The organism is Micromonospora sp. PLK6-60 (genome assembly GCF_019890675.1).
Taxonomy (GTDB): Bacteria; Actinomycetota; Actinomycetes; order Mycobacteriales; family Micromonosporaceae; genus Micromonospora.
This window is the reverse complement of record NZ_JAIOAA010000006.1, coordinates 351,511-376,155: the sequence shown is the minus strand read 5'-3', so window position 1 is coordinate 376,155 and position 24,645 is coordinate 351,511. Positions and strand designations below refer to the sequence as shown.

Annotated in this window: 25 protein-coding genes; 16 read left to right on the top strand and 9 right to left on the bottom strand. The window is 74.8% G+C overall.

Annotation, left to right across the window (positions count from 1 at the left end):
- Positions 1-53 precede the first annotated feature (53 nt).
- Positions 54-890: a hypothetical protein gene (locus K7640_RS15150; protein ID WP_222955441.1), complete on the top strand. Its 837-nt coding sequence runs from the start codon at positions 54-56 to the stop codon at positions 888-890.
- A 38-nt stretch (positions 891-928) separates the two neighbouring features.
- Here K7640_RS15150 and disA read toward each other — a convergent pair whose 3' ends face one another.
- The 4 genes from disA to K7640_RS15130 form a co-directional block, all read right to left on the bottom strand.
- Positions 929-2,116, bottom strand: coding sequence for a DNA integrity scanning diadenylate cyclase DisA (disA, locus tag K7640_RS15145; protein WP_222955440.1), 1,188 nt, complete (start codon positions 2,114-2,116; stop codon positions 929-931).
- Between the two features lie 143 nt (positions 2,117-2,259).
- Positions 2,260-3,708 (bottom strand): DNA repair protein RadA, encoded by a 1,449-nt coding sequence (gene radA / locus K7640_RS15140; protein ID WP_222955439.1) that lies wholly within the window; start codon positions 3,706-3,708, stop codon positions 2,260-2,262.
- A 106-nt stretch (positions 3,709-3,814) separates the two neighbouring features.
- On the bottom strand, positions 3,815-4,606 hold the full coding sequence (locus tag K7640_RS15135) for a hypothetical protein (protein ID WP_222955438.1): 792 nt from the start codon (positions 4,604-4,606) through the stop codon (positions 3,815-3,817).
- Positions 4,607-4,739: 133 nt separating this feature from the next.
- A complete protein-coding gene (locus K7640_RS15130; protein WP_222955505.1) occupies positions 4,740-5,579 on the bottom strand; it encodes a UbiA family prenyltransferase in 840 nt (279 codons plus the stop codon).
- 45 nt (positions 5,580-5,624) lie between these two features.
- Between K7640_RS15130 and K7640_RS15125 the strand changes: the two genes are divergently transcribed.
- From K7640_RS15125 to K7640_RS15115, 3 genes are all read left to right on the top strand, one after another.
- Positions 5,625-6,377 (top strand): methyltransferase domain-containing protein, encoded by a 753-nt coding sequence (locus K7640_RS15125; protein ID WP_222955437.1) that lies wholly within the window; start codon positions 5,625-5,627, stop codon positions 6,375-6,377.
- A gap of 46 nt (positions 6,378-6,423) precedes the next feature.
- Positions 6,424-7,590 (top strand): acyl-CoA dehydrogenase family protein, encoded by a 1,167-nt coding sequence (locus K7640_RS15120; RefSeq protein ID WP_222955436.1) that lies wholly within the window; start codon positions 6,424-6,426, stop codon positions 7,588-7,590.
- Positions 7,591-7,719: 129 nt separating this feature from the next.
- Positions 7,720-8,781, top strand: coding sequence for a type III polyketide synthase (locus tag K7640_RS15115; RefSeq protein WP_222955435.1), 1,062 nt, complete (start codon positions 7,720-7,722; stop codon positions 8,779-8,781).
- A 38-nt stretch (positions 8,782-8,819) separates the two neighbouring features.
- On the opposite strand, the gene K7640_RS15110 is transcribed toward K7640_RS15115, so the two are convergent.
- Positions 8,820-9,572, bottom strand: a complete 753-nt coding sequence (locus K7640_RS15110; protein ID WP_222955434.1) for a hypothetical protein — start codon at positions 9,570-9,572, stop codon at positions 8,820-8,822.
- Positions 9,573-9,900: 328 nt separating this feature from the next.
- Here K7640_RS15110 and K7640_RS15105 point away from each other — a divergent pair, with 328 nt between their 5' ends.
- From K7640_RS15105 to K7640_RS15085, 5 genes are all read left to right on the top strand, one after another.
- Positions 9,901-10,386 (top strand): CarD family transcriptional regulator, encoded by a 486-nt coding sequence (locus K7640_RS15105; protein ID WP_007073334.1) that lies wholly within the window; start codon positions 9,901-9,903, stop codon positions 10,384-10,386.
- 54 nt (positions 10,387-10,440) lie between these two features.
- Positions 10,441-11,136, top strand: a complete 696-nt coding sequence (gene ispD / locus K7640_RS15100; RefSeq protein ID WP_222955433.1) for a 2-C-methyl-D-erythritol 4-phosphate cytidylyltransferase — start codon at positions 10,441-10,443, stop codon at positions 11,134-11,136.
- A 365-nt stretch (positions 11,137-11,501) separates the two neighbouring features.
- Positions 11,502-11,984: a 2-C-methyl-D-erythritol 2,4-cyclodiphosphate synthase gene (gene ispF / locus K7640_RS15095; RefSeq protein WP_222955432.1), complete on the top strand. Its 483-nt coding sequence runs from the start codon at positions 11,502-11,504 to the stop codon at positions 11,982-11,984.
- 9 nt (positions 11,985-11,993) lie between these two features.
- Entirely contained in the window at positions 11,994-13,094 is a 1,101-nt protein-coding gene (locus K7640_RS15090; RefSeq protein ID WP_222955431.1) for a lipopolysaccharide assembly protein LapB, read from the top strand.
- Between the two features lie 122 nt (positions 13,095-13,216).
- Positions 13,217-14,257: an NAD(P)-dependent alcohol dehydrogenase gene (locus K7640_RS15085; protein WP_222955430.1), complete on the top strand. Its 1,041-nt coding sequence runs from the start codon at positions 13,217-13,219 to the stop codon at positions 14,255-14,257.
- 93 nt (positions 14,258-14,350) lie between these two features.
- Here the strand turns inward: K7640_RS15085 and K7640_RS15080 are convergent, their stop codons facing one another.
- Complete coding sequence (locus tag K7640_RS15080; RefSeq protein WP_222955429.1) at positions 14,351-15,517, bottom strand: homogentisate 1,2-dioxygenase; 1,167 nt, start codon at positions 15,515-15,517, stop codon at positions 14,351-14,353.
- Between the two features lie 95 nt (positions 15,518-15,612).
- Between K7640_RS15080 and K7640_RS15075 the strand changes: the two genes are divergently transcribed.
- From K7640_RS15075 to K7640_RS15045, 7 genes are all read left to right on the top strand, one after another.
- The gene (locus tag K7640_RS15075) at positions 15,613-16,470 is read left to right on the top strand and encodes a hypothetical protein (RefSeq protein ID WP_222955428.1); all 858 of its coding nucleotides are present in this window, start codon (positions 15,613-15,615) and stop codon (positions 16,468-16,470) included.
- Positions 16,467-17,663, top strand: coding sequence for a fumarylacetoacetase (gene fahA, locus K7640_RS15070; protein ID WP_222955427.1), 1,197 nt, complete (start codon positions 16,467-16,469; stop codon positions 17,661-17,663). The genes K7640_RS15075 and fahA overlap by 4 nt, the downstream gene beginning before the upstream one ends.
- A 92-nt stretch (positions 17,664-17,755) precedes the next feature.
- A complete protein-coding gene (locus K7640_RS15065; RefSeq protein WP_222955426.1) occupies positions 17,756-17,965 on the top strand; it encodes a DUF397 domain-containing protein in 210 nt (69 codons plus the stop codon).
- Positions 17,966-18,048: 83 nt separating this feature from the next.
- Positions 18,049-18,531: an SRPBCC family protein gene (locus K7640_RS15060; RefSeq protein ID WP_222955425.1), complete on the top strand. Its 483-nt coding sequence runs from the start codon at positions 18,049-18,051 to the stop codon at positions 18,529-18,531.
- A 74-nt stretch (positions 18,532-18,605) separates the two neighbouring features.
- Entirely contained in the window at positions 18,606-19,853 is a 1,248-nt protein-coding gene (locus tag K7640_RS15055; protein WP_222955424.1) for a PQQ-binding-like beta-propeller repeat protein, read from the top strand.
- A 46-nt stretch (positions 19,854-19,899) separates the two neighbouring features.
- Positions 19,900-20,007 carry an LPXTG cell wall anchor domain-containing protein gene (locus K7640_RS30995; RefSeq protein WP_222955504.1) on the top strand — a complete coding sequence of 36 codons (108 nt, stop codon included), beginning with the start codon at positions 19,900-19,902 and terminating at the stop codon, positions 20,005-20,007.
- 61 nt (positions 20,008-20,068) lie between these two features.
- Positions 20,069-20,947: an NAD(P)-dependent oxidoreductase gene (locus K7640_RS15045; RefSeq protein WP_222955423.1), complete on the top strand. Its 879-nt coding sequence runs from the start codon at positions 20,069-20,071 to the stop codon at positions 20,945-20,947.
- A 142-nt stretch (positions 20,948-21,089) separates the two neighbouring features.
- Here K7640_RS15045 and hisC read toward each other — a convergent pair whose 3' ends face one another.
- The 3 genes from hisC to hppD form a co-directional block, all read right to left on the bottom strand.
- Entirely contained in the window at positions 21,090-22,193 is a 1,104-nt protein-coding gene (gene hisC, locus K7640_RS15040) for a histidinol-phosphate transaminase (RefSeq protein WP_222955422.1), read from the bottom strand.
- The gene (locus K7640_RS15035; RefSeq protein WP_222955421.1) at positions 22,190-23,176 is read right to left on the bottom strand and encodes an RDD family protein; all 987 of its coding nucleotides are present in this window, start codon (positions 23,174-23,176) and stop codon (positions 22,190-22,192) included. The genes hisC and K7640_RS15035 overlap by 4 nt, the downstream gene beginning before the upstream one ends.
- 187 nt (positions 23,177-23,363) lie before the next feature.
- Complete coding sequence (gene hppD / locus K7640_RS15030; protein WP_222955420.1) at positions 23,364-24,569, bottom strand: 4-hydroxyphenylpyruvate dioxygenase; 1,206 nt, start codon at positions 24,567-24,569, stop codon at positions 23,364-23,366.
- Positions 24,570-24,645 lie beyond the last annotated feature (76 nt).

Below are 24,645 nucleotides of genomic sequence, written 5' to 3'. Positions count from 1 at the left end.
CCCGGCGCGTCGTCCCCGCCCGCCGGCCGGTACGCCGCTACGGTGGGGGCATCATGCGTATGACGGTCGGCCCCCTGCCACCCGCCGTGTACTGGCGGCGTCGCGCGGTCGTACTCGGAGCGGGGCTTCTCTTCCTGATTGTCCTGCTCTATTCCTGCCAGGGCTCCGATCCCGGCGGCACACCGGAGGGGCGCGGGACGCCCACTCCGGGGGCGACCGGCACCGCGGCCCCGGATCCGACCGGGTCGGTGCTGACCCCGCAGTCCGGCGGCCCGGGCGGGTCCGGCAACTCAGGCGACTCCGGCTCGAACGGCGGCACCGGCTCCAACGGCGGCTCGGGGACGAACGGCGGCACCGGCTCCAACGGCGGCTCCGGGACGGACGGCGGCTCGGGCACCAATGACGGTTCGACGGGCGGCTCGGGCACCAACGACGGCTCGACCGGTGGCTCCGGCACGGGCAACGTCGCACCGGTCGCCGACGAGGGGACCTGCACCGACGCGGAGATCTCGGTGCGGGCGACCGCCCAGCCGGCGGAGGCGACGCAGGGCAACCGGGTCGACCTGACCCTGGTCATCAAGAACAGCTCGTCGCGCACCTGCAACCGGGACGTCGGCGCCGACGCCCAGGAGCTTTTCGTCAAGGCGGGGGCGGCCAAGGTCTGGTCGTCGGACACCTGCGGCACCGGCAGGGGGTCCGAGGTGCGGTCGCTCGTCCCGAACGCCGAACGCTCCTACACCATCACCTGGAACGGGCGGGACACCTCCCGATGCGCCAGTGGCCTGGCCGCCGGCCCGTACGCCCCGGCCGGGACGTACGAGGTGTTCGCCCGGGTCGGCACGAAGCTCAGCGAGCCGGTGCAGTTGGTCGTCCACGGCGCCGGCAGCTGACCGCCGGCCGGGCCGGGATCAGCGCCGGGCCGGCGAGGTCAGACGTACCGCTCCAGGATGGACGCCTCGGCGAGCCGCGACAGCCCCTCCCGGACCCCGCGGGCCCGGGCGTCGCCGACGCCCTCCACGGCCTGCAGGTCCTCGACGGTGGCCCCGAGCAACCGTTGCAGGCTGCCGAAGTGCACCACCAGCCGGTCCACCACCGCCACCGGGAGCCGGGGCACCTTGGCCAGCAGCCGGAAGCCGCGCGGGCTGACCGCCGCGTCCAGGGCGTCCGAGGCGGACGGGTAGCCGATCGCCTTGGCGACCGCCACCAGGTCGATCAGCTCGGTGGCACCCAGCAGGTCCAGCTCGACGAGCGCCTCGTCCAGGGTGCGCGGCCGGCGGCCGGCGGGCAGGTAGTCCCGGATGACCAGGGTGCGGTCGGCGTCCACCCCCGCCATCAGCTCGTCGAGTTGCAGGGCGAGCAGCCGGCCGTCGGTGCCCAGCTCGACCACGTAGCCGGCGATCTCGTCGGCGATCCGGCGGACCATCTCCAGCCGCTGCACCACGGCCACCGCGTCCCGCACGGTGACCAGATCCTCGATCTCCAGCGCGGAGAGCGTGCCGGAGACCTCGTCCAGCCGCAGCTTGTAGCGCTCCAGGGTGGCCAGCGCCTGGTTGGCCCGGGACAGGATCGCGGCGGAGTCGTCAAGCACGTGCCGCTGGCCGTTGACGTAGAGGCTGATGATCCGCATCGACTGGCTCACCGAGATGACCGGGTAGCCGGTCTGCCGGGCCACCCGCTCGGCCGTGCGGTGCCGGGTGCCCGACTCCTCGGTCGGGATGGCCGGGTCGGGCATCAGGTGCACCGCGGCCCGCACGATGCGGGTGCCGTCGCTGGACAGCACGACGGCGCCATCCATCTTGCACAGCTCGCGGACCCGGGTGGCGGAGAACTCCACGTCGAGCGGGAAGCCGCCGGTGCAGATCTGCTCGACCACCTTGTCGTAGCCGAGGACGATGAGCGCACCGGTGCGGCCGCGCAGGATGCGTTCCAGACCGTCGCGCAGGGCGGTGCCCGGCGCCATCAGCGCCAGATTGGCGCGCAGCGGGTCACCCCCGGACCCGCCGCCGACGGCCCCGGTCACGCTGACGCTGATCGGACGGGCGGGAGAACCCACGGTCCCGGTGCGGGCGTGCGGCATCGCGCCGGCAGGCTTGGTGGCGTCGCGGTCGATCGGCACGGACACAGTCTACGGACTGCCCTGCGGTGGGTGCTGTCGCGGTTACTGTGATGTGTCACGATGTCCTCTTCGCGCCGTCGTGTCGTGCCACGGAGAGCTGCCCGGTATCACCCGGTCCGACCGTCCGACCCGTCCCACCGCGATCACTCCGCCGAGGCACGAGCCGCGGCCTGGAGGGCCGATCGGACGTTCGTGACCTCGATCACCCGCATGTTGTCCGGGGCGACCCCGCTGCTCTCCGGGCCGCAGCCGGGTGGCACCAGGGCCAACCGGAAGCCGAGCCGGGCGGCCTCGGCCAGCCGGCGGGGCACCGCCCCGACCCGGCGTACCTCCCCGGTCAGGCCGACCTCGCCGATCGCCACCAGGTGCGGGGCGATGGCCAGGTTGAGCCCGCCCGAGGCCACCGCCAGGGCGACCGCCAGGTCGGCGGCCGGCTCCACCACCCGGATGCCGCCCACCGTCGCCGCGAAGACCTCCCGGTCGTGCAGCGTCATCCGCTCGGTGCGCCGCTGGAGCACCGCCAGCACCATGGCCAGCCGCGCCCCGTCCAGCCCGGACACCGTGCGCCGGGGCGAACCGGCCACGGTCGCGCCGATCAGCGCCTGGACCTCGGTGACCAGCGCCCGCCGCCCCTCCATCGCCACCGTGACGCAGGTGCCGGGGACCGGCTCGGAATAGCGGGTGAGGAAGAGCCCGGACGGGTCGGCCAGGCTGCTGATGCCGCCCTCGTGCATCTCGAAGCAGCCCACCTCGTCGGCCGCGCCGAACCGGTTCTTGACGCCGCGCACCATCCGCAGCGAGGAGTGCTTGTCACCCTCGAAGTGCAGCACCACGTCGACCAGGTGCTCCAGCACCCGGGGACCGGCCACCTGGCCGTCCTTGGTGACGTGGCCGACCAGCACGGTGGCGATGCCGCGCTCCTTGGCGACCGCGACCAGCGCGGCGGTGACCGCCCGGACCTGGGTGACGCCGCCGGGCACCCCCTCGGTGCCGGTGGTGGAGATGGTCTGCACCGAGTCGAGCACCAGCAGCCCCGGCTTGACCGCGTCGAGATGGCCGAGCACCGCGCTCAGGTCGCTCTCGGCGGCCAGGTAGAGCTGGTCGTGCAGGGTGCCCATCCGCTCGGCCCGCAGCCGGACCTGGCTGACCGACTCCTCACCGCTGACCACCAGCGATGGGCTGCCCGCACCGGCGGCCCACTGCTGGGCCACGTCGAGCAGCAGGGTCGACTTGCCCACGCCGGGCTCACCGGCCAGCAGCACCACCGCGCCGGGGACCAGGCCGCCGCCGAGCACCCGGTCCAGCTCGCTGACGCCGGTGGCCCGGGCCCGGGCCGGGGCGGCGCTGATGGTGGCGATCGGCCGGGCCGGCTCGGCCGGCAGCCGCGAGCTGACCACCTTGCCGGAGACCAGCGGGCCGGTGACGGTGCACTCGACGACCGACCCCCACTCGCCGCACTCGGGGCAGCGCCCCACCCACTTCGGCGGCTGGTGGCCGCAGGCGTCGCACTCGTAGGCCGGCCGGGGCTCGCGGGCGGCGGCCCGCCCGCGGGAGCCGCCGGCCCGGGCGGAGGTGGATCGGGACGTGGTCACCTCAGGAAGCTATCCGCCCGCTACGACGAAATCCCACCGGAGACGAGAACACCGCCGGCGTGGTGTTCCCCACGCCGGCGGTGCGGTGACCTGTCGCCGGTCCGGCTCAGCCGTGGCCGCCCTCGCTGCCACCCTCCTTGCCGAGGTCACCCTCGCGCTCGATGATCGGGGAGGGCGGGGCGTTCGGGGTCAGCGGGACGCCGACCGGGGCCGGGGTGCTGACCGTCCGGCCGTTGCCGAAGTCGAAGGTCAGGTTGACCTGCTGGCCCGACAGCAGCTCGTCGTTGAGGCCGACCAGCTGGAGGAACTGGCCGCCGCCGGTGCTGTTGAGCTGCACGTAGCCGAGCGCCGGGATCTCCAGCCGGGCGGGCTCCCCGGCCGGGGCCGACTCGCTCGCCGAGGCCGACGGGCTGGCCGACCCGCTCGGGCTGGCCGACTCCGACGGGCTGGCCGACTCCGACGGACCCGCGCCCAGCGACTGGCTCGGCGACGCGCTCGGGTTGGTCGCGGTGGGCGACGCGGAGGCGGGCTCGGTGGACGACTCGCTCGGGCTGGCCACCGCGCCGCTCGGGGTCGCGCCGCTGAGCAGGATCTCCCGCGCGCTGTCGGTGGTGACGGTGACGGTGACCGGCTGCTCGCTGTCGTTGTAGATCACCACGTTGAGCGGGGCGCTGCCGCCCGCCCGGTAGCCCTCGACGCCGGGGTACTGCACGTAGAGGCCGCGCACCTTGTACAGGTTGTCGGAGGTCTGGACGTTGATGCCCTGGACCGACGGGATCTTGTTGGCGGTCTCGGCCACCTGGCCGGCGCCACACCCGGACAGCAGCAGGCTCGCCGCCGCCGCCGTACCGGCCAGCAGCAGGGCCACCCGCCCGGAACCCCTGATCGAGCGCGTCACGTCGGTCCTCCTCGTAGATCCTCACCCGGCGTCGTCCGGGAGCGGTGGCCATACCCGCGCAGACCGCGCTCCAGGGTAGTTGGACCTGATCGAGGGCCGCACGCCGACCCGGCAATGCCACCTGGGCGGGGCGTCAGACCACCCGGCCGCTCGCCACCAGCAGCGCCACGTCGATCAGCGCCACCAGCATCACCGCCCGGAACGCCGCCACCTGACGGCCGCCGGCGCGGGCCGTGGCGCGGCCCGCGTACCAACCGAGGGCCGGCGCGACGACGGCGGCCGCCACGGCCGCCAACCCGACCCACGACGGCGGCCCGGCCGGCCCCAGGACCAGGGTGGCGGTCGCCGCGAGCAGCAGCCCGGCGGCGGCCCACCGGCTGCCCGCCGCGCCCAGCCGGTGCGGCAGCCCGCGCACCCCGGTCCGGGCGTCGTCGGCCAGGTCGGGCAGCACGTTCGCGAAGTGCGCCCCGGCGCCCAGGCAGGCCGCCGCGGCGACCAGCCAGACCGGGGGCGTCGGCGCGCCGGGCAGCGCCAGCACCACAAAGGCGGGCAGGGTGCCGAACGACACCGCGTACGGCAGCACCGACAGCGCTGTCGACTTCAGCGGCCAGTCGTAGAGCAGCGCGGCGACCAGCCCGACGGTGGCCCAGAACGCCGCGGCCGGGCCGGTGGTCGCGGCGAGCACCGGGGTGGCCACCGCGGCCACCGCCGCGCCCACGGCCACGGTGCGCCGCCGGACCGCGCCCACCGCGACGGGCTTGTCGGTACGCCCCACCGCGGCGTCCCGCCCCGCGTCCAGCGCGTCGTTGGCCCAGCCGACGGCGAGCTGGCTGGCCAGCACGGTCAGCGCGACGGTGGCGACGCCGCCCGGCCGGTGACCGACGCCCCAGGCGAGCAGCCCGGCGACCGCGGTGACCGCGGCGGTCGGTTCCGGATGGCTGGCCCTGAGCAGCCCTGACACCGAGGACGACATACCGGAAGTCTGGCCGTTGGCCTCCAGTCGTGCCACGCTCGGTCCATGGGAGACGCGGCACCGGTGTCCAGTCCGCCCCGGGTGCTGCCCCGCAACGACCCCCGGCAGTACGACGAGCTGGCCGACGAGTGGTGGCGGCCGGACGGCGCGTTCGCGATGCTGCACTGGCTGGCCGAGGCGCGCGCCGCGCTGGTGCCGCCCGCGTCCCGGCCCGACGCCCTGCTGGTCGACCTCGGCTGCGGCGCCGGGCTGCTCGCCCCGCACCTGGCCGGCAAGGGCTACCGGCACGTCGGGGTGGACCTGACCCGGTCCGCCCTGGTGCAGGCCGCCGCGCACGGGGTGACCGTGGTCAACGGCGACGCCACCGCCGTGCCGCTGGCGGACGGCTGCGCCGACGTGGTGGCCGCCGGTGAGCTGCTGGAGCACGTGCCGGACTGGCGGCGCGCGGTGGCGCAGGCGTGCCGGCTGCTGCGCCCGGGGGGCCTGCTGGTGCTGGACACGCTCAACGACACCGCGGTGAGCCGGCTGGTGGCGGTCCACATCGGGGAGCGGCTGCCCACCGTGCCGCGCGGCATCCACGATCCACGGTTGTTCGTGGACGCCCGCGAGCTGGTGGCCGAGTGCGCCCGGCACGGGGTGTCGCTGCGGGTGCGCGGGGTCCGCCCCGGGCTGCGCGGGACGCTGGGCTGGCTGGTCCGCCGGGCCCGCGGGGCGGGGGCGCCGGGTCGTGCGCCCCGGATCGTGCCGACGTGGTCCACCGCCGTGTTGTACCAGGGGCACGGTCGCCGGCAGGGATAGCGCGACCGGGACCGGGTAGAGGGGACGCCGAGAAGGGGGCGGGGAAATGACGGTGCACGCGCTGGAGGCGGCTCGCCGGTTGGCGCCGCGGTTCGCCGCCCGGGCGGCCGGGCACGACCGGGACGGCACGTTCCCGGTGGACGACTTCGCTGACCTGCGCGAGGCCGGCCTGTTCGGCCTGATGGTGCCCCGCGAGCTGGGTGGCGCGGGCGCCAGCTTCGCCGAGTACGCCGCCGTCGCCACCGAGCTGGCCCGGGGCAACGGCGCCACGGCGCTGGTGTTCAACATGCACGCCTCGGTCACCGGCGCGCTGGGCGCGGTCACCGAGGAACTGGCCGAGGCGCTCGGCGTACCGGCGGAGGCGCTGGCCGCGCGGGACCGGCTGCTGCGGGCGGCGGCCGACGGGGCGTGGTACGCGGTGGCGATGAGCGAGCGCGGCGCCGGTGCCCGTCTGTCGCAGCTCAGCACGGTCTACGAGCCGGTCGACGGCGGCTGGCACCTCAAGGGCAGCAAGACGTTCTGCTCCGGCGCCGGGCACCCGGACGGCTACCTGGTGGCCGCGCGTAGCGCCACCGACCAGTCGGTGGTCTCCCAGTTCCTGGTTCCGGCCGAGGACGGGCTCACCGTGGAACCGACCTGGGACGCGCTCGGCATGCGCGCCACCGCCTCGCACGACCTGCACCTGGACGTGACCGTCCCGGCCGACCGGCTGCTCGGCGGGGTGGAGGGGCTGGCCCTGGTGGTCGCCCAGCTGATGCCGCACTGGCTGGTGGCCAGCTACGCGGCGGTCTACGTCGGGGTGGCCCGGGCGGCCGTCGACGCGGCGGCCGAACACCTGAACGCCCGGAACCTGGCCGGCCTGCCCGCGGTGCGTGCCCGGCTCGGCCGGGCCGACGCGGCGGTCGCGGCGGCGCAGCTCACCGTGGCCGAGGCGGCCCGCCGGGTGGACGAGGCGCCGGGCGACGCGGAGACCAACCGGTGGGTGTGGCGGGCCAAGCTGCTCGCCGGCACCACCGCCGCCGACGTCGCGGCGTCCATGCTGGAGGCGGCGGGCACCTCGGCCACCCGACGGGGTCATCCGCTGGAGCGGTTGTACCGGGACGCCCGCTGCGGCTCGTTGCATCCGGCCACCTCGGACGTGTGCGCCGACTGGCTCGGGATAGCCGCCCTGGGTGGCGACCCGGACCGCGACGGGTCGGCTCCTCGTTGGTGAGTACGCGGCCGGCCGGTGGCGGGCGCCGGATCTCGCCCGGGGGACGGGCCGGCAGGTGCAGGGGGACGGTGTGACCGCGCCGGCGGTGGGGCTGGTGGGCGTGCAGGGCCGACGAAAAGGGGTGGGGACATGGCGGTGCCGGTGATCGCGGGGCTCGGTACGGCCCATCCACCGACGGCCGGGCAGCGCGAGCTCTGGGACGGCTTCTTCGCGCGGCACTTCTCCGGCACCACCCGGGCGCTGGCCGAGCGGATCTTCGCCAATTCCGGGGTGGCCCGCCGGCAGGCGGCGGTCAACCCGTTGCTGGAGGACGTGTCGGACTGGCCGACCGAGCGGCGGATGCGGCGCTACCAGGTGGAGGCGCTGCCGCTGGGCAAGGAGGCGGTGGGGCGGGCGCTCACCGACGCCGGCCTGGACGCCGGGGACGTGGGCCTGTTCGTGGTCTGCTCGTGCACCGGGTACGCCACCCCCGGCCTGGACATCCTGCTCGCCCGGGACCTGGGCATGGCGCCGGACACGCAGCGGATGTTCGTGGGGCACATGGGCTGCTACGCCGCCCTGCCGGGGCTCGGCGCGGCGAGCGACTTCGTCACCGCCCGGGGCCGGCCGGCCCTGCTGCTCTGCGCCGAGCTGACCAGCCTGCACCTCCAGCCCGCCTCGGCCCGGATGGACACCCAGCAGATCGTCTCGCACGCCCTCTTCTCCGACGCGGCGGTGGCCGCGGTGCTGGTGCCCGGCAGCGGGGACGGGCCGGGCGGTTACGCGGTCCGCGAGGTCACCTCGGTCACCGACGCCTCGACCGCCGACCACATGACCTGGGAGGTCACCGACACCGGTTTCCGGATGGGGCTGTCACCGAAGGTGCCGCAGGTGCTGTCGACGCATGTCGCGCGCCTGGTCGACGACCTGCTGGCCCGGCACGGTGGCGAGCGGGCCGAGGTGGACGGTTGGGCGGTGCACCCGGGCGGCCCGCGCATCCTGAACGTGGTGGAGCGGGAGCTCGCCCTGCCGCTGGAGGGGCTGGCGGCGTCCCGGGCGGTACTGGCCGAGCACGGCAACTGCTCGTCGCCCACCGTGCTGCTGATCCTGGACCGGCTTGCCCGGTCCGCGGCGCCGCCCCGGCGGATCGTGATGCTCGCGTTCGGACCGGGGCTGACCCTCTACGCGGCGCTGCTGGAGCACACCGGCTGACCGTCCACGCGCCCCTGCCGGCCGGGCATCGGCCGAGCTCAGCCGGCCAGCCGGACCAGCTCCGACCGGTAGTCCTCGATCGTGCCGACCTGGGGCACCAGCTCGACCAGGATGCCGTACCGGTCCACCAGCAGCGCGGTCACCGTGTCGGGCCGGGGTGGCACTCGGACGAAGGCGCGCAGGCCGCCGGCCGGGTCGGCCAGGGCGCGCACGGCGGCCGCCGGGGCGGACGGGCCCCGCCCGGTGGGGCCGGGCTCGGACGGGGTGGGGGAGACCGTGCGGCCGGCCGCGACGGTGACCACGGACACGCCGGCCGGCGCGGCCGAGGCGGCCTCGCCGACCCGCTCCGGGCAGGCGCACCCGTCGACCAGGATGATCACCGCGGGCACCAGGCCGCGCAGCGGCAGCGGCCGCTGGTCGGGGTCGACCAGGTCCAGCGCCGGTAGCGGCCGGCCGGTCAGATCCGCCGCCGCGGACTGGGGCACCACGGTCGGCCGGGCGTTGCCGCGCGGGTTGCGGGGCCAGGTGACGGCCGCCAGGCCGGCCACGGTGGTGAGGACGGTCACCAGGAGGACCAGCAGCGGCATCCGGAGCGGGAGCCGGCCCTCGGCGAGCTCGTCCGGTGGGTGCCCGGCCCGGGTGGTGGCCCGGCGGAGCAGCTCCCGGCGCACCTGCGCGGCCTCCTCGGCGAGCGCGGAGGCGTCGTCCGGCACGACCACCCGGCCCCACTCGGGCGGCAGGTCGGGCAGCCCCTCGGGCGGCCCGTGGCCATCTGCGTCAGGCTTGCCCATCGGACCCCCTGGAACCGTCTCGGTGAGCGGACAGCGCATCGACCTCAAGCGTCCCGCACCGGCCCCCGTAGCGCTACACCGGGACGGCACGGCCGTCGGCGGGATACCATGGTGGGAGCGCATCGCCCGAGAAATCCACGCTCCGACGGCCCGTGTCGGGTTGTCATCCGTCGGTCACGGAGCGTGTCTGAATCATTGGTTTGACCGCCTGTCAAGCTGAAGAAATACCTCTCACAGGGCCCCTGAGCTGCGCCAACGGTCAGGACAGCGGTGGGACATCGGTGCCTGAGCGTGTTACCCTAGACACAGCGAAAGGGGTTTCGAACCTATGGTTTTCAGTGTCGGCGAGACCGTTGTTTACCCCCACCACGGGGCCGCACTCATCGAGGCAATCGAGACTCGGGTCATCAAGGGCGAGCCGAAGCAGTACCTCGTCCTGAGGGTCGCGCAGGGTGACCTGACGGTCCGGGTGCCTGCCGAGAACGCCGAGATCGTGGGTGTGCGCGAGGTGGTCGGCGAAGAGGGCCTGGGCAAGGTCTTCGACGTGCTCCGCGCACCGCACACCGAGGAGCCGACCAACTGGTCGCGACGTTACAAGGCGAATCTGGAGAAGCTGGCCTCCGGCAACCCGCTGAAGGTCGCCGAGGTCGTCCGCGACCTGTGGCGCCGGGAGCGGGAGCGGGGCCTGTCCGCGGGTGAGAAGCGCATGCTCGCCAAGGCCCGCGACATCCTGGTCGGCGAGGTCGCGCTGGCCGAGAAGAGCACCAAGGACGAGGCGGAGACGCTGCTCGACAAGGTGCTGACCGAAGCCTGATTCCCACGGCATGGTCGTACCCACCCGCAGCAAAAGAAATCCGAGGACCGCGACGTGACCGCGCAGCTCAATCCGCGCGGTGACGTCGCGGTCCTCGTTCCGGCGGCCGGTGCCGGGGTACGCCTCGGCCCGGGCGCGCCCAAGGCGCTCCGGCTGCTCGGCAATGAGCCGTTGCTGGTGCACGCCGTCCGACGGATCGCCGCGGCGCCGTCGGTGCGTACCGTCGTGGTGGCCGCCCCGGCGGCCGACGTCGAGGCGGTGCGTGCCCTGCTCGCGCCGGTCGCCCCGGTGACCGTGGTGCCCGGCGGGGTGGAGCGGCAGGCGTCGGTGGCCGCCGCGCTCGCCGCCGTGCCGCCCGGGCCGGAGATCGTCCTGGTCCACGACGCCGCCCGCGCGTTGACCCCGCCCGCACTTGTCGAGTCGGTCGCCGCCGCCGTGCGCGCCGGGCACGACGCGGTGATCCCGGTGCTGCCCGTGGTCGACACGATCAAGGAGGTCGACGCCGGCGAGCGGGTCCTCGGCACGGTCGACCGCTCCGCCCTGCGCGCGGTGCAGACCCCGCAGGGCTTCCGCCGGTCGGTGCTGACCGCCGCGCACGCCGCCGCCGGTGATCCGTTGACCGACGACGCCGGCCTGGTCGAGAAGCAGGGCGTCCCGGTGCGCTGCGTGCCCGGTTCGGAGTACGCCCTGAAGATCACCCGACCGTTCGACCTGGCGCTCGCCGAACACCTCCTGGCCTCCGGCGCCTGACGGCCGGGCCGCCGCAGGCCTCCCGCCGTGCAGGTTCCGGCAGGCCGACTTCCCGCCGTGCGGCCCGGGCCGCACGGCGGGTTGGGGTGTTCGGACGACTTGAGGGCCCGTGTTGCGGCATGTGGCTGTCGCGCTATGTCCGCGGTCCCGGGTTGAGGCAGGCCGGGTGCCAGGGGCCGATGGTGAGTCGTGCGGGATGTGGGGCGGACTCGAACGTCCGGGTTGCGGCAGGTGGGGGTGTCTTGGCGACTTGAGGGCCCGGATTGCGGCAGGTGGGGGCGTCGGGGTGGCGTGAGGGACTGGGTTGCGGCAGGGCGGGGTGTCCGTTGCCGGGGTGGCTCGGGCGGGGGCGTTACCCTCGGCGCATGATCGTTCCTCGGGTGGCCATCGGCACGGACGTGCACGCCTTCGCGCCCGGCCGGCCCTGCTGGGTGGCCGGGCTGCACTGGCCCGACCAGGACGGCCTGGCCGGGCACTCGGACGCCGACGTGGTGGCGCACGCCGCCTGCAACGCCCTGCTCTCCGCCGCCGGCCTGGGTGACCTGGGTGCCAACTTCGGCGTCGACCAGCCGGAGTGGGCCGGCGCGCCGGGGGTGTCGCTGCTCACCGAGAGCGCCCGGCGGGTGCGGGCGGCCGGTTTCCGGATCGGCAACGTCTCGGTCCAGGTGGTCGGCAGCTGGCCGAAGATCGGCCCGCGCCGGGGGGAGGCCGAGCGGGTGCTCTCCGAGGCGGTGGGCGCGCCGGTCACGCTCTCCGCGGCCACCACCGACGGGTTGGGGTTCACCGGGCGGGGTGAGGGGCTCGCCGGCATCGCGGTCGCCTTGGTGTACGAGGCGCCGGGCGCTTAGGCTCGCCGGATGTCCAGCGACACCACCCCGGACCGGTCGGCTGCGGACGGCTACCTCCAGCGCGCGCAGCTCCTGGCCGAGCTGGGCCGTTACGACGAGGCCGCCGACGAGCTGGGTTACGCCGTGGCGCTGGACCCGGCCAACAGCGAGGTGCTGACCGCGCTGGCCCGGATCCGGCTCGCCGCCGGCCGGGCCGCCGAGGCGTTCACCGCCGCCGAGTCGGCCGTCGCCGCGGCCCCGGGTGCCCTGCCGCCGCTGGTGGCGCGGGGACTCGCCCTGCTCGACCTGGGTGATTTCAAGGCCGCCGCGGCGACCGCGGACGAGCTCCTCGGGCTGGGGCCGGCCGACGCGTACGCGCAGCGCAGCGCCGCCGCGATCCTGGCCAGCGCACGCAACGGGCAGCAGGCGCTGAACGCCGCGTGGCGCGGTGTCGAACTGGCCCCGGAGGAGCCGCAGGCGCACCTGGTGCTCGGCCTGGTCGCGGCGAACATGCGGCTGTTCGACCTGGCCGAGCGGGCGTACCGGGAGGCGTTGCGGCTGGACCCGCGGCTCGCCGAGGCGCGGCACGACATCGGCGTGATCCGGCTGGAGCAGCGCCGTTGGAGCGAGGCGCTGGAGCACCTCGCCGAGGCCGCCGCCGTCGGCGCCGGCCCGGTCGAACCGCGCCAGGGCGAACCGGGTCAGGGCGAATCGCGCCCGGGGGGACCGGGTCCGATCGACCCGGACCGGGTCGCCGCGCGCCGGACCGTCTCGGCCGGGGTGCGTCAGCTGGTGGTCTACGGCGCCGGCTGGTCGCTGCTGACCGCCGTGCTGCTCGCCTGCATGGCTGCCGGCAATTCCGGGCTGTCCCGGTTCGCGGCCGCGTTCGCGGCGCTCGGCGGCGGGCTGCTGGTCTGGCGGTACGCCGCGAAGCTGCCCGGCCCGGCCCGTACGCTCCTGCCCGAGCTGGTCCGCGCGGACCGGACCCTGGCCCTGGCGGTCTACGCGGTGGCCGCCGCGCCGGTCATGATCCTGCTGTACGCGCTGGTCGGCTCCCCGTGGCCGCTGGTCCTCGCCATCGTGGTGGCGGCCCTGGCCGAGCTGGCCGTCTTCACCCGCCCGACCGCCTGAGCCCGGCCGCCCGAGCCGGCCGGCGTCACGCCGGCGTGACGCCGGATACGTGTTGGCGCCCCCGAGGGCCGGGTACGAATACCAGCTGACGACCCCGAACGTCCGAAGGAAGCGGAGTAGAAGTGCTCACCGTCAACGCCTACGCGGCCCCGTCCGCGACCGAACCACTCGTCCCGACCACCATCGAGCGGCGCGACCTCGGCCCGCACGACGTGCTCATCGACATCAAGTTCGCCGGCATCTGCCACTCCGACATCCACACCGCGCGCAGCGAGTGGGGTCCGACCACCTATCCGATCGTGGTCGGCCACGAGATCGCCGGCGTGGTGCGGGAGGTCGGCGCCGAGGTGACGAAGTTCGCCGTCGGCGATCGGGTGGGTGTCGGCTGCCTGGTCGACTCCTGCCGGGAGTGCGACAACTGCCGCCGGGGTCTGGAGCAGTACTGCCTCAAGGGCAACATCGGCACGTACGGCGCGGTGGGCCGGGACGGGCAGCCGACCCAGGGCGGCTACTCGCAGGCCATCGTGGTCACCGAGCACTTCGTGCTGCGCATCCCGGACGGCATCGAGCTGGACGCCGCCGCGCCGCTGCTCTGCGCCGGCATCACCACGTACTCGCCGTTGCGGCACTGGAACGCCGGACCGGGCCGCAAGGTCGCGGTGGTCGGCATGGGCGGGCTCGGCCACATGGCGGTCAAGCTGGCGCACGCGCTGGGCGCCGAGGTCACCGTGCTGTCGCAGTCGCTGAAGAAGCAGGAGGACGGGCTGCGGCTCGGCGCCGACCACTACTTCGCGACCTCGGACGAGGAGACCTTCACCAAGCTGGCCGGGTCGTTCGACCTGATCGTGAACACGGTCAGCGCGAAGATCGACCTCGACGCGTACCTGCGGCTGCTGGCCGTGGACGGCACGCTGGTCAACGTGGGCGCCCCGGAGGAGCCGCTGTCGGTGCAGGCGTTCTCGCTGATCCCGGCCCGCCGGTCGTTCGCCGGCTCGATGATCGGCGGCATCGCCGAGACCCAGGAGATGCTGGACTTCTGCGCCGAGCACGGGCTGGGCGCGGAGATCGAGGTCATCGGCGCCGACAAGATCAACGAGGCGTACGAGCGGGTGCTCGCCTCCGACGTGCGCTACCGCTTCGTCATCGACGCCTCGACGTTCTGAGCCGTCGAGGCCCGACGCTCTGAGCCGTCGACGCCCCGGCGTCCGGAACCACCGATAGAGGCCGCGTCCCGCCGGGGACGCGGCCTCGTCGGGTCAGACCTGGCGCGCCCAGGTCCAGGCGTACCCGTCGTCCTCGCACTCGGCCGCGGCGTCGCAGAGGTCCAGCGGGCGGAAGGTGTCCACCATGACGGCCAGCTCGTCGAAGAAGTCCACCCCGATCGAGCGCTCGGCCGCGCCCGGCTGGGGGCCGTGGGTGAAGCCGGACGGGTGCAGCGAGATGGAGCCCTGCTCGATGCCGGAGCCGCGCCGGGCCTCGTAGTTGCCGCCGGTGTAGAAGAGCATCTCGTCCGAGTCCACGTTGTGGTGGTTGTACGGCACCGGGATGGCGTCCGGGTGGTAGTCCACCTTGCGCGGCACGAACGAGCAGATCACGAAGTTCGGGCCCTGGAAGGTCTGGTGCACCGGCGGCGGCTGGTGGATCCGCCCGGTGATCGGCTCGAAGTCGTGGATGGAGAAGGCCCACGGGTACATGTGCCCGTCCCAGCCGACCACGTCGAACGGGTGGTGGGCGTAGACGTACCTGGTCCAGCCGCGCCGGTGGCGGACCAGCACCTCCACCTCCTCGCCCTCGACCACCAGCGGCGCGTCCGGTCCGCGGACGTCGCGCTCGCAGTACGGCGAGTGCTCCAGGAACTGGCCGCGCACCGACAGGTAGCGCTTGGGCGGGCCGATGTGCCCGTTGGCCTCGACGGTGAGCAGCCGGGTCGGCTCGTTGCCGGTCGGCACCAGCCGGTGGATGGTCGAGGTGGGGATGATGACGTAGTCACCGGCCACCGCCTCCAGCACGCCGAAGGTGGACTCCACCCGCAGCCCGCCGGCCTCCACGTAGAGGCACTCGTCGCCGGTGGCGTTGCGGTACAGCGGGGACGGCCGGTCGGCCAGCACGTACGCGATCCGCACGTCGTCGTTGGCGAGCAGGTAGCGCCGGCCGAGGACCGGGTCGGCCCCGGTGCCGTCCAGCTTGTGGGTGCGCAGGTGGCGCGGCTTGAGCGGCAGGTTCGGCACCCGGGTGTACGCCGGCGGCACGAACTCCTCGGCGGCCACGATCGCGGTCGGCGCGTGCCGGTGGTAGAGCAGCGACGAATCGGAGGAGAAGCCCTCCTGGCCCATCAGCTCCTCGGCGTAGAGGGTGCCGTCGGGCTGGCGGAACTGGGTGTGCCGCTTGCGGGGCACCTCGCCGACGCTGCGGTAGTACGGCATGTTCGCCTCCCGTTTCGTCCCGTTCTCCGGCCGATGGCGTCCGATAATCGGACGCTGTTGTCCGTTCCTTGTAGCGTCCCGTAGATTCTTGTCCCGTGTCAACGCAGGTGCCCCGACTCCTCGCCGGCCTCGTCGACGACGCCGCCGTCTTCCCGCCCGGCAGCGCGCCGCTGGCCGAGGCGGTCGCCGCGCACCGCACGCACCGGGCGGCCTGGTACGCCGACCTGGTCGGCCCGCTGCTGGTGCCCGCCTCGGCGCTGCCGGCCCTGCCCGACCTGCTCGGCCCGGACGAGCGGCTCGCCGTCGGCGTGATCGGCGACGTGCCGATCGGCCGGCTCGACGCCGTGCTGGCCGAGGCGGATCCCCGGCTGACCGTGCGGCAGGTGGAGGCGGCCGTCGCCAAGCGCGGCGAGGACCCCCAGCCCGGCCTGGCCGACCTGCTGAAACTCGCCGAGCGGCCCGGCGGCACCCCGGTGTACGCCGAGATCCCGCTGACCTTCGGCCTGCTCGGCGCGCTGGACACGCTGGCCGCGGCGCGGTCCGCCGGAGCGCCGGTGGCCGCGAAGTTCCGCACCGGCGGGCTGGCCGCCGAGCTGTTCCCGACCCCGGTCGAGCTGGCCGCCGTGATCTGCGCCTGCCGGGACCGCGAGCTGCCGTTCAAGCTGACCGCCGGGCTGCACCACGCGATCCGGCACCTCGACCCGGAGACCGGCTTCACCCACCACGGCTTCGGCAACGTGCTGGCCGCCACGCTGACCGCCGACGGCGGCGCCGAGGTGGCCGACGTCGCCACGCTGCTCGCCGCGACCGACCCGGTCACGCTGGTCGAGCCGGCCCGGGCGCACCGCGACGACGAACGCCCGCTCTGGATCGGGTACGGCTCGTGCAGCATTACCGAACCACTTACCGATCTGATCCGGCTGGGGCTGGTGAACGGGGGATACGAGGCATGACCTGGGTTGACGGCGTGAACGGCACCGGGTACGGGGTGACCAACCTGCCGTACGGGGTGTTCCACCGTGGCGACGGCGAGCCGCGGATCGGCGTACGCATCGGGGATTTCGTGCTCGACCTGGCCGGCGCGGAGGCGGCCGGTCTGGTGCTGGCCGGCGGCGCGCTCGGCCGGCCCACCCTCAACGACTTCATGGCGCTCGGCCGTCCGCAGTGGACGTCGGTGCGGCAGCGGATCGTCGAGCTGCTCACCGAGGTCGAGCACCGGCCGGCGGTGGAGCCGCTGCTGGCGCCGCTGGCCGAGGTGGAGTTGCTGCTCCCCGTCGAGGTGGCCGACTACGTCGACTTCTACTCGTCGGAGCAGCACGCCTCGAACGTCGGGCAGATCTTCCGCCCGGGCCAGCCGCCCCTGCTGCCGAACTGGAAGCACGTGCCGATCGGCTACCACGGCCGGGCCGGCACCGTGGTGGTCAGCGGCACCCCGGTGGTCCGCCCCACCGGCCAGCGCGCCACCCCGCAGGGCCCGACCACCGGCCCGTCGGTACGCCTCGACATCGAGGCGGAGGTCGGCTTCGTGGTGGGCGTGCCCAGCCCGCTCGGCGACCGGGTGGCCGTCGAAGACTTCACCGACCACGTCTTCGGCGTGGTGCTGGTCAACGACTGGTCCGCCCGGGACATCCAGGCCTGGGAATACCAGCCCCTCGGCCCGTTCCTGGGCAAGTCCTTCGCCACCTCGATCTCGGCCTGGGTCACCCCGCTGGACGCCCTGGCCGACGCGTTCGTGCCCGCCCCCGACCAGGACCCGCCGGTGCAGGAATACCTGGCCGACACCCCGCACCTCGGGCTCGACCTGCGGCTGAGCGTGGAGTGGAACGATGAGCGGGTCGCCGAGCCGCCGTTCGCCGGGATGTACTGGACGCCCGCCCAGCAGCTCGCCCACCTCACCGTCAACGGCGCGTCCCTGCGCACCGGCGACCTGTACGCCTCGGGCACCGTCTCCGGGCCGGAGCGCGGCCAGGTCGGCTCCTTCCTCGAACTGACCTGGGGCGGCGCCGAGCCGGTAAAGGTCGGCGACGGGGAGCGCACCTTCCTGGAGGACGGCGACACGGTCACCATCCGGGCCACCGCGCCCGGGCCGGACGGCACCACCATCGCCCTGGGCGAGGTGACCGGCACCATCCACCCCGCCCGCTGACCCGGCGGTCGCCGGTCGCACGCGATGTGCGATCGATGATCCGCGTTGCCGCGTTGATCGTCCGGAATCCCAGCGGACCGGAGGTTACCGGCATGACAGATCTCGTGGGCGCCGTGTGGCGCACCAGCAGCCGTTCCAACGATCAGGGCCTCTGCGTGGAGGTGGCGGACAACCTCGTCGACGTCGTCGGCGTCGTCGGCGTACGCGACTCCAAGGACCCGGAGGGACCCACGCTCGCGGTCAGCCCGCCGGGGTGGACGGCCTTCCTGGGCGCGATCCGGGACGCCCAGTTCCAGCCGTGATCGCCGGGCCCGCGGTGGAATTCCCGCCGTGGGCCCCCCATTTCGCCCTCACCCGCCGTACCGTGGACGACACGGGAGGTGTCATGTCGACGGTGGCGGTCACGGAGTTCATCGAGGCGTCGATCGGCGACGTCTGGCGACTCCTGACCGACCTGGCCGCCCGGCCCCGCTGGCTCTCCACCGCCGACCAGTCGGAGACCCTCACCACCGGCCCGTTCGGCCCCGGCACCAGATGGCGGGAGTGCCGCGAACGCCCCGACGGCGAGCTGCTCGTCGAGGAGTTCCTGGTGACCGACTGCGACCCGCCGCACCGGCTGGTGCTCAGCTCGGCCGGCATCGGGGTCGACTACCGGATCACCTGGACGCTGCGCACCGTACGCCGCCGCCGGCGGGCCTGCACCGCCGTGACCGTGGAGCAGGAGGCCGAGGCGACCGCCGCGTACGGTCGACTGGTCGGCTTCCTGCTCGGCGGCCTCGCCGCCCGCGCGGTGGAGAGCGCCCTGCGCCGTGACCTGGCGGACCTCGCCCACGCGCTGGGCCCCACCGACACCCCCGCCGCCGCCTGACCGTTCCCGCCGCTGTGCGGGTTGCGGGTCGGCGGCGGCGCTGCGCTGGGTAGGGTGCCGGGCGGAGGTGCGGCATGGGGTTGGTCAGGCGACGCGTGGCGGTGGCCGTCGTGGCGCTGCTCGCCCTGGCCGGGTCCGCCGTCGTGATCCATCGGGTGCTCGCGCCCGCCGAGGTCAGCACCGTGGCCCGGGGCGGCTGGCCGGCCCCCGTGACCCCCACGGTCGGGGTGGTCGGTCGGCTGCCCGCCGCCCCGCTGATCGTGGACGGCCGGCTCCGGGTCTACGCGGCCGCCCGCCAGGTCTACGCCGACCAGCCCGCCGACGCCCGCGCCCGGGTCACCCCCTTCTGGTCCTACCGCCGCTGGCCGGCCCGGTTGGCCGGGGTGCTGGCCGAGGAGACCACCGTGGTCAGCCGCTGGTCGGACGGGAAGCTGGTGGCGCTGGACGCGCGTACCGGGCGGGTCGTCTGGCGGGCCGACGGTCCGACGCCGGACGGCGACGACCGCGCCCGGCGCACCGGGGCGGCGACCGTGTGGGCGCCGGCCGGCCTCGCGGTGGGCCGGGGCGCGGACGGCGGCCCCGTGCTGGTCGTCTCCGGCGGCGGGCGGGCGCGCGGCTACGCGCTGGCCGACGGGCGCGAGCTGTGGCACGCCGACGGCGACCGGAGCTGCCGGACCGACCTCGGCACCACGGCGGCCGGCCAGGCGGTGGCGGTGGACGCCTGCGGCGGGCCGCCGGTGGTGGAGTTCCGGGACGTGACCACCGGGACGGTGGGGCTGCGCTGGCAACCCCCGGGGGCCTCGGCCGGGACGACCGTCACCCCGCTCGGTTGCCTCGCTCCCCGGTCGGGGTGCCGGGCCCTGCGCACCGCCGGGCCGGGTGACGGCGCCGGCCGGGGCTGGCTGGTGGGCGCCGGATCCCCGGTCGCCGCACCGGCCCTGGATGCCGAGGGTCGCATCCTCGCCGGTGAACTGGCGGTCGGCGGGAACGGACCGGTGCTGACCGGCTGGGAGGCGCGCACCGGCAAGGAGCGCTGGCGTCGGGGCGACCTGGGCCCGGTGCGGATCCTCGCCGCCCAGCCGGGCCGGCTGCACGTGCTGACCGAGGCCCGGGACCTGGTCACCCTCGACCCGGTCACCGGGGCGGAACGGTCCCGCTTCCCGTTCACCTGGTCCGACGAGGGGTTCGCCTACCAGCCGGGGATGGCGTACGCGGCGGACGGCTACCTGGCCGTGGAACGGCTCCGGGAAGACGCCACGCCGGACGACGACGACCAGGGCTGGTTCCTCACTCCCGAGCCGGTGCTGCTCGCCGCCACCTGACCATCCGCATGGCGGGCATGGAGCGCCCGAGCCGCCGCACTGCCGGCTGCCGGTCACCGGCGACCGGTGGGCGCCGGCCTGGCCGCTGGTCGGCGGCACCGCAAGCGTGCTGCTGGGCCTGGCCCTGACGCTGGTCCGCCGACGACGGGCCTGACCGGCGGCACTGGTTCCCCACGGGCCGGTCGGGCGCACCGGCGGTGGCCCGGTGTACGAGGATGTCGTCGGCGGCACCGGCGCGCCGCACCGGCATCGCGGCCACGGCGGACGGGGAGAACCTGATGGACGACTGCAGCACGGCGGACCTGCGCGACCAGACCTGGGTGGTGACCGGCGCGGCGGGGACCATCGGCGCGCGGCTGGTGGCGGACCTGGCCGGACGGGTCGGCCGGCTGGTCGCCACCGACCTGCACGCGCCCACTGTGCCGGACGGGGTCGAGTCGGTCGCCGCGGACCTGCGCGACCAGGACGCGGTGGCGGCGGTGCTGGCCGGGGCGTACGGGGTCGTGCACCTGGGCGGCATCGCCGACGAGGCCGACCTGCACGACCTGGCCGAGGTGAACGTGGTCGGCACGTACCACGTCCTGGAGGGGGCGCGGCGGACCGGTGCCCACCGGGTCATCTACGCCAGCAGCAACCGGGCAACCGGCTGCTATCCCTGTGACATGCCGGTGGACCCGTCGATGCCGCCGCGTCCCGACGGCGTGTACGGCGCCATGAAGGTGGCCGCCGAGGCGCTGTGCCGGCTGTACGCCGACAAGTTCGGCCTGGCGACGGTGGCGGTGCGGATCGGCAGCTACGAGGAACGCCCGGCCGACCTGCGCCAGCTCAGCACCTGGCTCAGCCCGGCGGACTGCCTTCGCGCGTTCCGGGCCGCCATGTCGGCCCCGGGCGTCGGCTACGCGTGCTTCTACGCGGTCTCCGCCAACACCCGCGGCTGGTGGTCGCTGGAACCGGGGACGGTGCTGGGGTTCGTGCCGCAGGACGACGCGGAGGAGTTCGCGGCGGCCGTACCGGACGCCGGGGAGACGATGGGGGGCCCGCAGGGCGGCGAGTTCGCCACGCCGGAGTACACCCTGTCCCGGCAGCGGCGGTAAGCCCTGCCCGGGTGGGCCGGGTCCGGAAGTGCCCGGACCCGGCCGGCCAGATGGACCGACCCGCCGCATGTCGCGCTGTCCCCAGCCGAGGGAAGCGCCAACAGGCGGCATGCCGCACCCTCGACGTGCGGAGCGCGGGCGGTCAGGCCAGCGCGGACTCCGCCGCGGCCAGGAAGGCGTCGTTCTCGGCCGGGGTGCCGATGGTGACCCGCACCCCGTCGCCCGCGAACGGCCGTACGATCACGCCGCGCGCCTCGCACGCCTTGCCGAAGTCGACCGCCCGGTCGCCGAGCGGTAGCCAGACGAAGTTGGCCTGGCTGCCCGGCACGTCCGGGACCAGCTTGCGCAGCGCCTCGGTGACCCGCTCCCGCTCGGTCACGACAAGCGCGCAGCGCCGCTCCACCTCGTCGGCCTGGGCCAGCGCGGCCAGCGCGCCGGCCTGGGCCGCCATGCTGGTGGAGAACGGGGTGACCACCTTGCGGACGGCCGCGGCCACCTCCGGAGCGGCGACCAGCCAGCCGATCCGCAGGCCGGCCAGCCCCCACGCCTTGGACAGGGTGCGCAGCACCGCCACGTTGGGCCGGTCGGCGTAGGTCAGGCCGTCCGGCACGTCCGGGTCGGTGACGAACTCCCGGTACGCCTCGTCGATGACCACCAGCACGTCGTCCGGCACCGCGTCGAGGAAGCGGTCCAGCTCGGCGCGGCGGACCGCCGTGCCGGTCGGGTTGTTCGGGTTGCAGACCAGGATCATCCGGGTCCGGTCGGTCACCGCCGCCGCCATCGCGGCCAGGTCGTGCCCGTGCCCGGCGTCGTTGGGCACCCGCACGCTTGTCGCGCCGCTGGTCGCCGCGATGATCGGGTACGCCTCGAACGAGCGCCACGAGTAGATCAGCTCGTCGCCGGGCAGGCAGGTGGCTCGGACCAGGTGCTCGGCCAGCGCCACCGACCCGCAGCCGGTGGCGATCCGGTCGGCGGCCACGCCGTACCGGCCGGCGAGGGCCTCGCGCAGCGCCACCACACCCATGTCCGGGTACCGGTGGGTGCCGGCCACCGCCTCGGCGACGGCCTCCACCACGCCGGGCAGCGGACCGTACGGCACCTCGTTGCTGGCCAGCTTGATCGCCTCGGGCAGGCCCAGCTCGCGGGCCAGGTCCGCCGGGCTGCGTCCGGGCACGTAGGTGGGCAGCGCGTCCAGGTCGGCGCGGGTCAGCCGGATCGCCGGCCGGTCGGGTCCGGTGTCGGTCATGGGGTGTCTCCCGGGGAGTCGTCGGCACGGTCGTGCGGGGTGGGACGGGGGGCGTTGCGCGGGACCTGCACCACCACGGTCAGGGCGCGCTTGTCGTGCAGGGCCTGCCGCAGCGGGTGGTCGAAGAGCGGGGAGACCGCGTCGACGAACTGGAGCACCAGCCCGAGGCCACAGCAGTACCAGAGCAGCGTGGGCAGGCCCATGGTGCTCCACCGGCGCAGCGCCCGGCCGAAGCCGAGCGGCTGGTCCGCCTCGATCGGCACCGCGCGGACCCCGGTCAGCCGCTTGCCGAAGGTCTGCCCGGTGGCCGCCATCGACGGCACCTCGTACGCCAGCCAGAGCGCCGCCGCGATGAGCAGGATGACCACCAGCAGCATCCCGGACTGCTCACCGGGCTGGGGCAGCGGATCGGTGGACCGTTCCTGCGACTGTGCCCGGCGCTGCGCCTCGCGCAGCAGCGGCGACAGCTCCTCCAGGTAGCGCCAGACGAACCAGCCGTTGACCAGCGCGTTGAGCAGGAACACGATGCCAAAGTCGATCAGCCGGGCGCCGAGCCGGGTGCCGAACGAGGCGAGCGGCAGCCCGTGCGGGCGGGGATTGTTCGGCGGTCCGGCCCAGCCCGGGTGGGGCGCGCCGAACGGCGGACCGTACCCCGGCGGGCCGTGCGGACCGGGCCCGGGCGCCCCGGGGCCGGCCGGACCGGGACCGGGTGTGCCCGGCCCGTACGGGCCGGGACCGGGTGCGCCGGGGCCGGCCGGTGGGCCGTACGCGGGGGGCTGGACCGGTGGTGGCGGCGGCCCGGCGTCGGCCGGGGTGGCCGGCTCGGGTGTCGCCGGCGGCGCGCTCGGCGGCTCGGGCGGCGGAGGCCCCTCGGGCGGCGTGGCGTCGGCCGGGATCGGCGCCCCGAGCCAGCCCTCCCCGTCCCAGTAGCGCCGGGTCTCGGGCTCGGCGGGGTCGATGTACCAGCCGGGGGCCACGCTCACGGTGCCACCTCGGCGCACCTGCTGTGTCGCTCGCTCACCTGCAACACCTTAGCGACGGGCGGTACGCGAACCCGGGCCGGCGGTACGTCGGCGCCGGCCGGGCGGGTGACGGCGCGACGCCGCCGGCGGCCGGGCGGGACCCGGCCGGCGGCGGCGTCGGACACGTCGGGGGTGGTGGCAGGCGGGATCAGAGGTTGCCGCGCTTCTCCTGCTCGCGCTCGATGGCCTCGAACAGGGCCTTGAAGTTGCCCTTGCCGAAGCCGAGCGAGCCGTGCCGCTCGATCAGCTCGAAGAAGACCGTCGGGCGGTCCTGCACCGGCTTGGTGAAGATCTGCAGCAGGTAGCCGTCCTCATCCCGGTCGACCAGGATCTTGCGGGACTGCAACTCCTCGATCGGCACCCGGACGTTGCCGATGCGGGCCCGCAGCTCCGGGTCCTCGTAGTAGGAGTCCGGGGTGTCGAGGAACTCGACGCCGGCCGCGCGCATGGCGTCGACGCTGGCCAGGATGTCGTTGGTGGCGACGGCGACGTGCTGGGCGCCGGGGCCCTGGTAGAACTCCAGGTACTCGTCGATCTGCGACTTCTTGCGGGCGACGGCCGGCTCGTTGAGCGGGAACTTCACCTTGCGGGTGCCGCTCGCGACGACCTTGCTCATCAGCGCGGAGTAGTCGGTGGCGATGTCGTCGCCGACGAACTCGGCCATGTTGGAGAAGCCCATGACCCGCTTGTAGAAGTCGACCCACTCGTCCATCCGGCCCAGCTCCACGTTGCCGACCACGTGGTCGACGGCCTGGAAGAAGCGCTTCGGCTGGAGGCCGGCGTCGATCATCGGCTGCCGGTCCACGATCGGCCCGCGGGCCACGAAGCCGGGCAGGAACGGGCCGGTGTAGCGGGACCGGTCGACCAGGGTGTGCCGGGTGTCGCCGTACGCGGCGATGGACGCCATCCGGACGGTGCCGTGCTCGTCGCTGACGTCGTGCGGCTCGACCAGCCCGGTCGCGCCCTGCGCGGTGGCGTGTGCGTACGCGGCGTCCACGTCCGGCACCTCCAGCGCGATGTCGGAGATCCCGTCGCTGTGCTTGGCCACGTGCTCCGCGCCCTCGGCGTCGGGGCGGACCACGCCGGTCAGCACGAACCGGGCGCCGCCGCTGGTCAGCACGTACTGGGCGTGGTCCCGGTAGCCCTGCTCCGGACCCCGGTACGCCACGCACGTCATGCCGTACGCGGTGGAGTAGTAGTGCGCCGCCTGCTTGGCGTTGCCGACCAGGAAGTGCAGGTGGTCGAGGCCCTTGACCGGGAACGGGTCGCGGGTGATGTCGTGGTCGACGGCGCCGATCAGGACGTCGGCGTCGACCTCCTCGGTCGACTGGGGTCGGTCGATCGCCTGGGTCATGGTGGCCTCCCTCGCGTACCGGCCGGCCTGGTGGGCCGCCGTCGGACGTGTCGTTCCGGCGAGGATCGCCGGACCG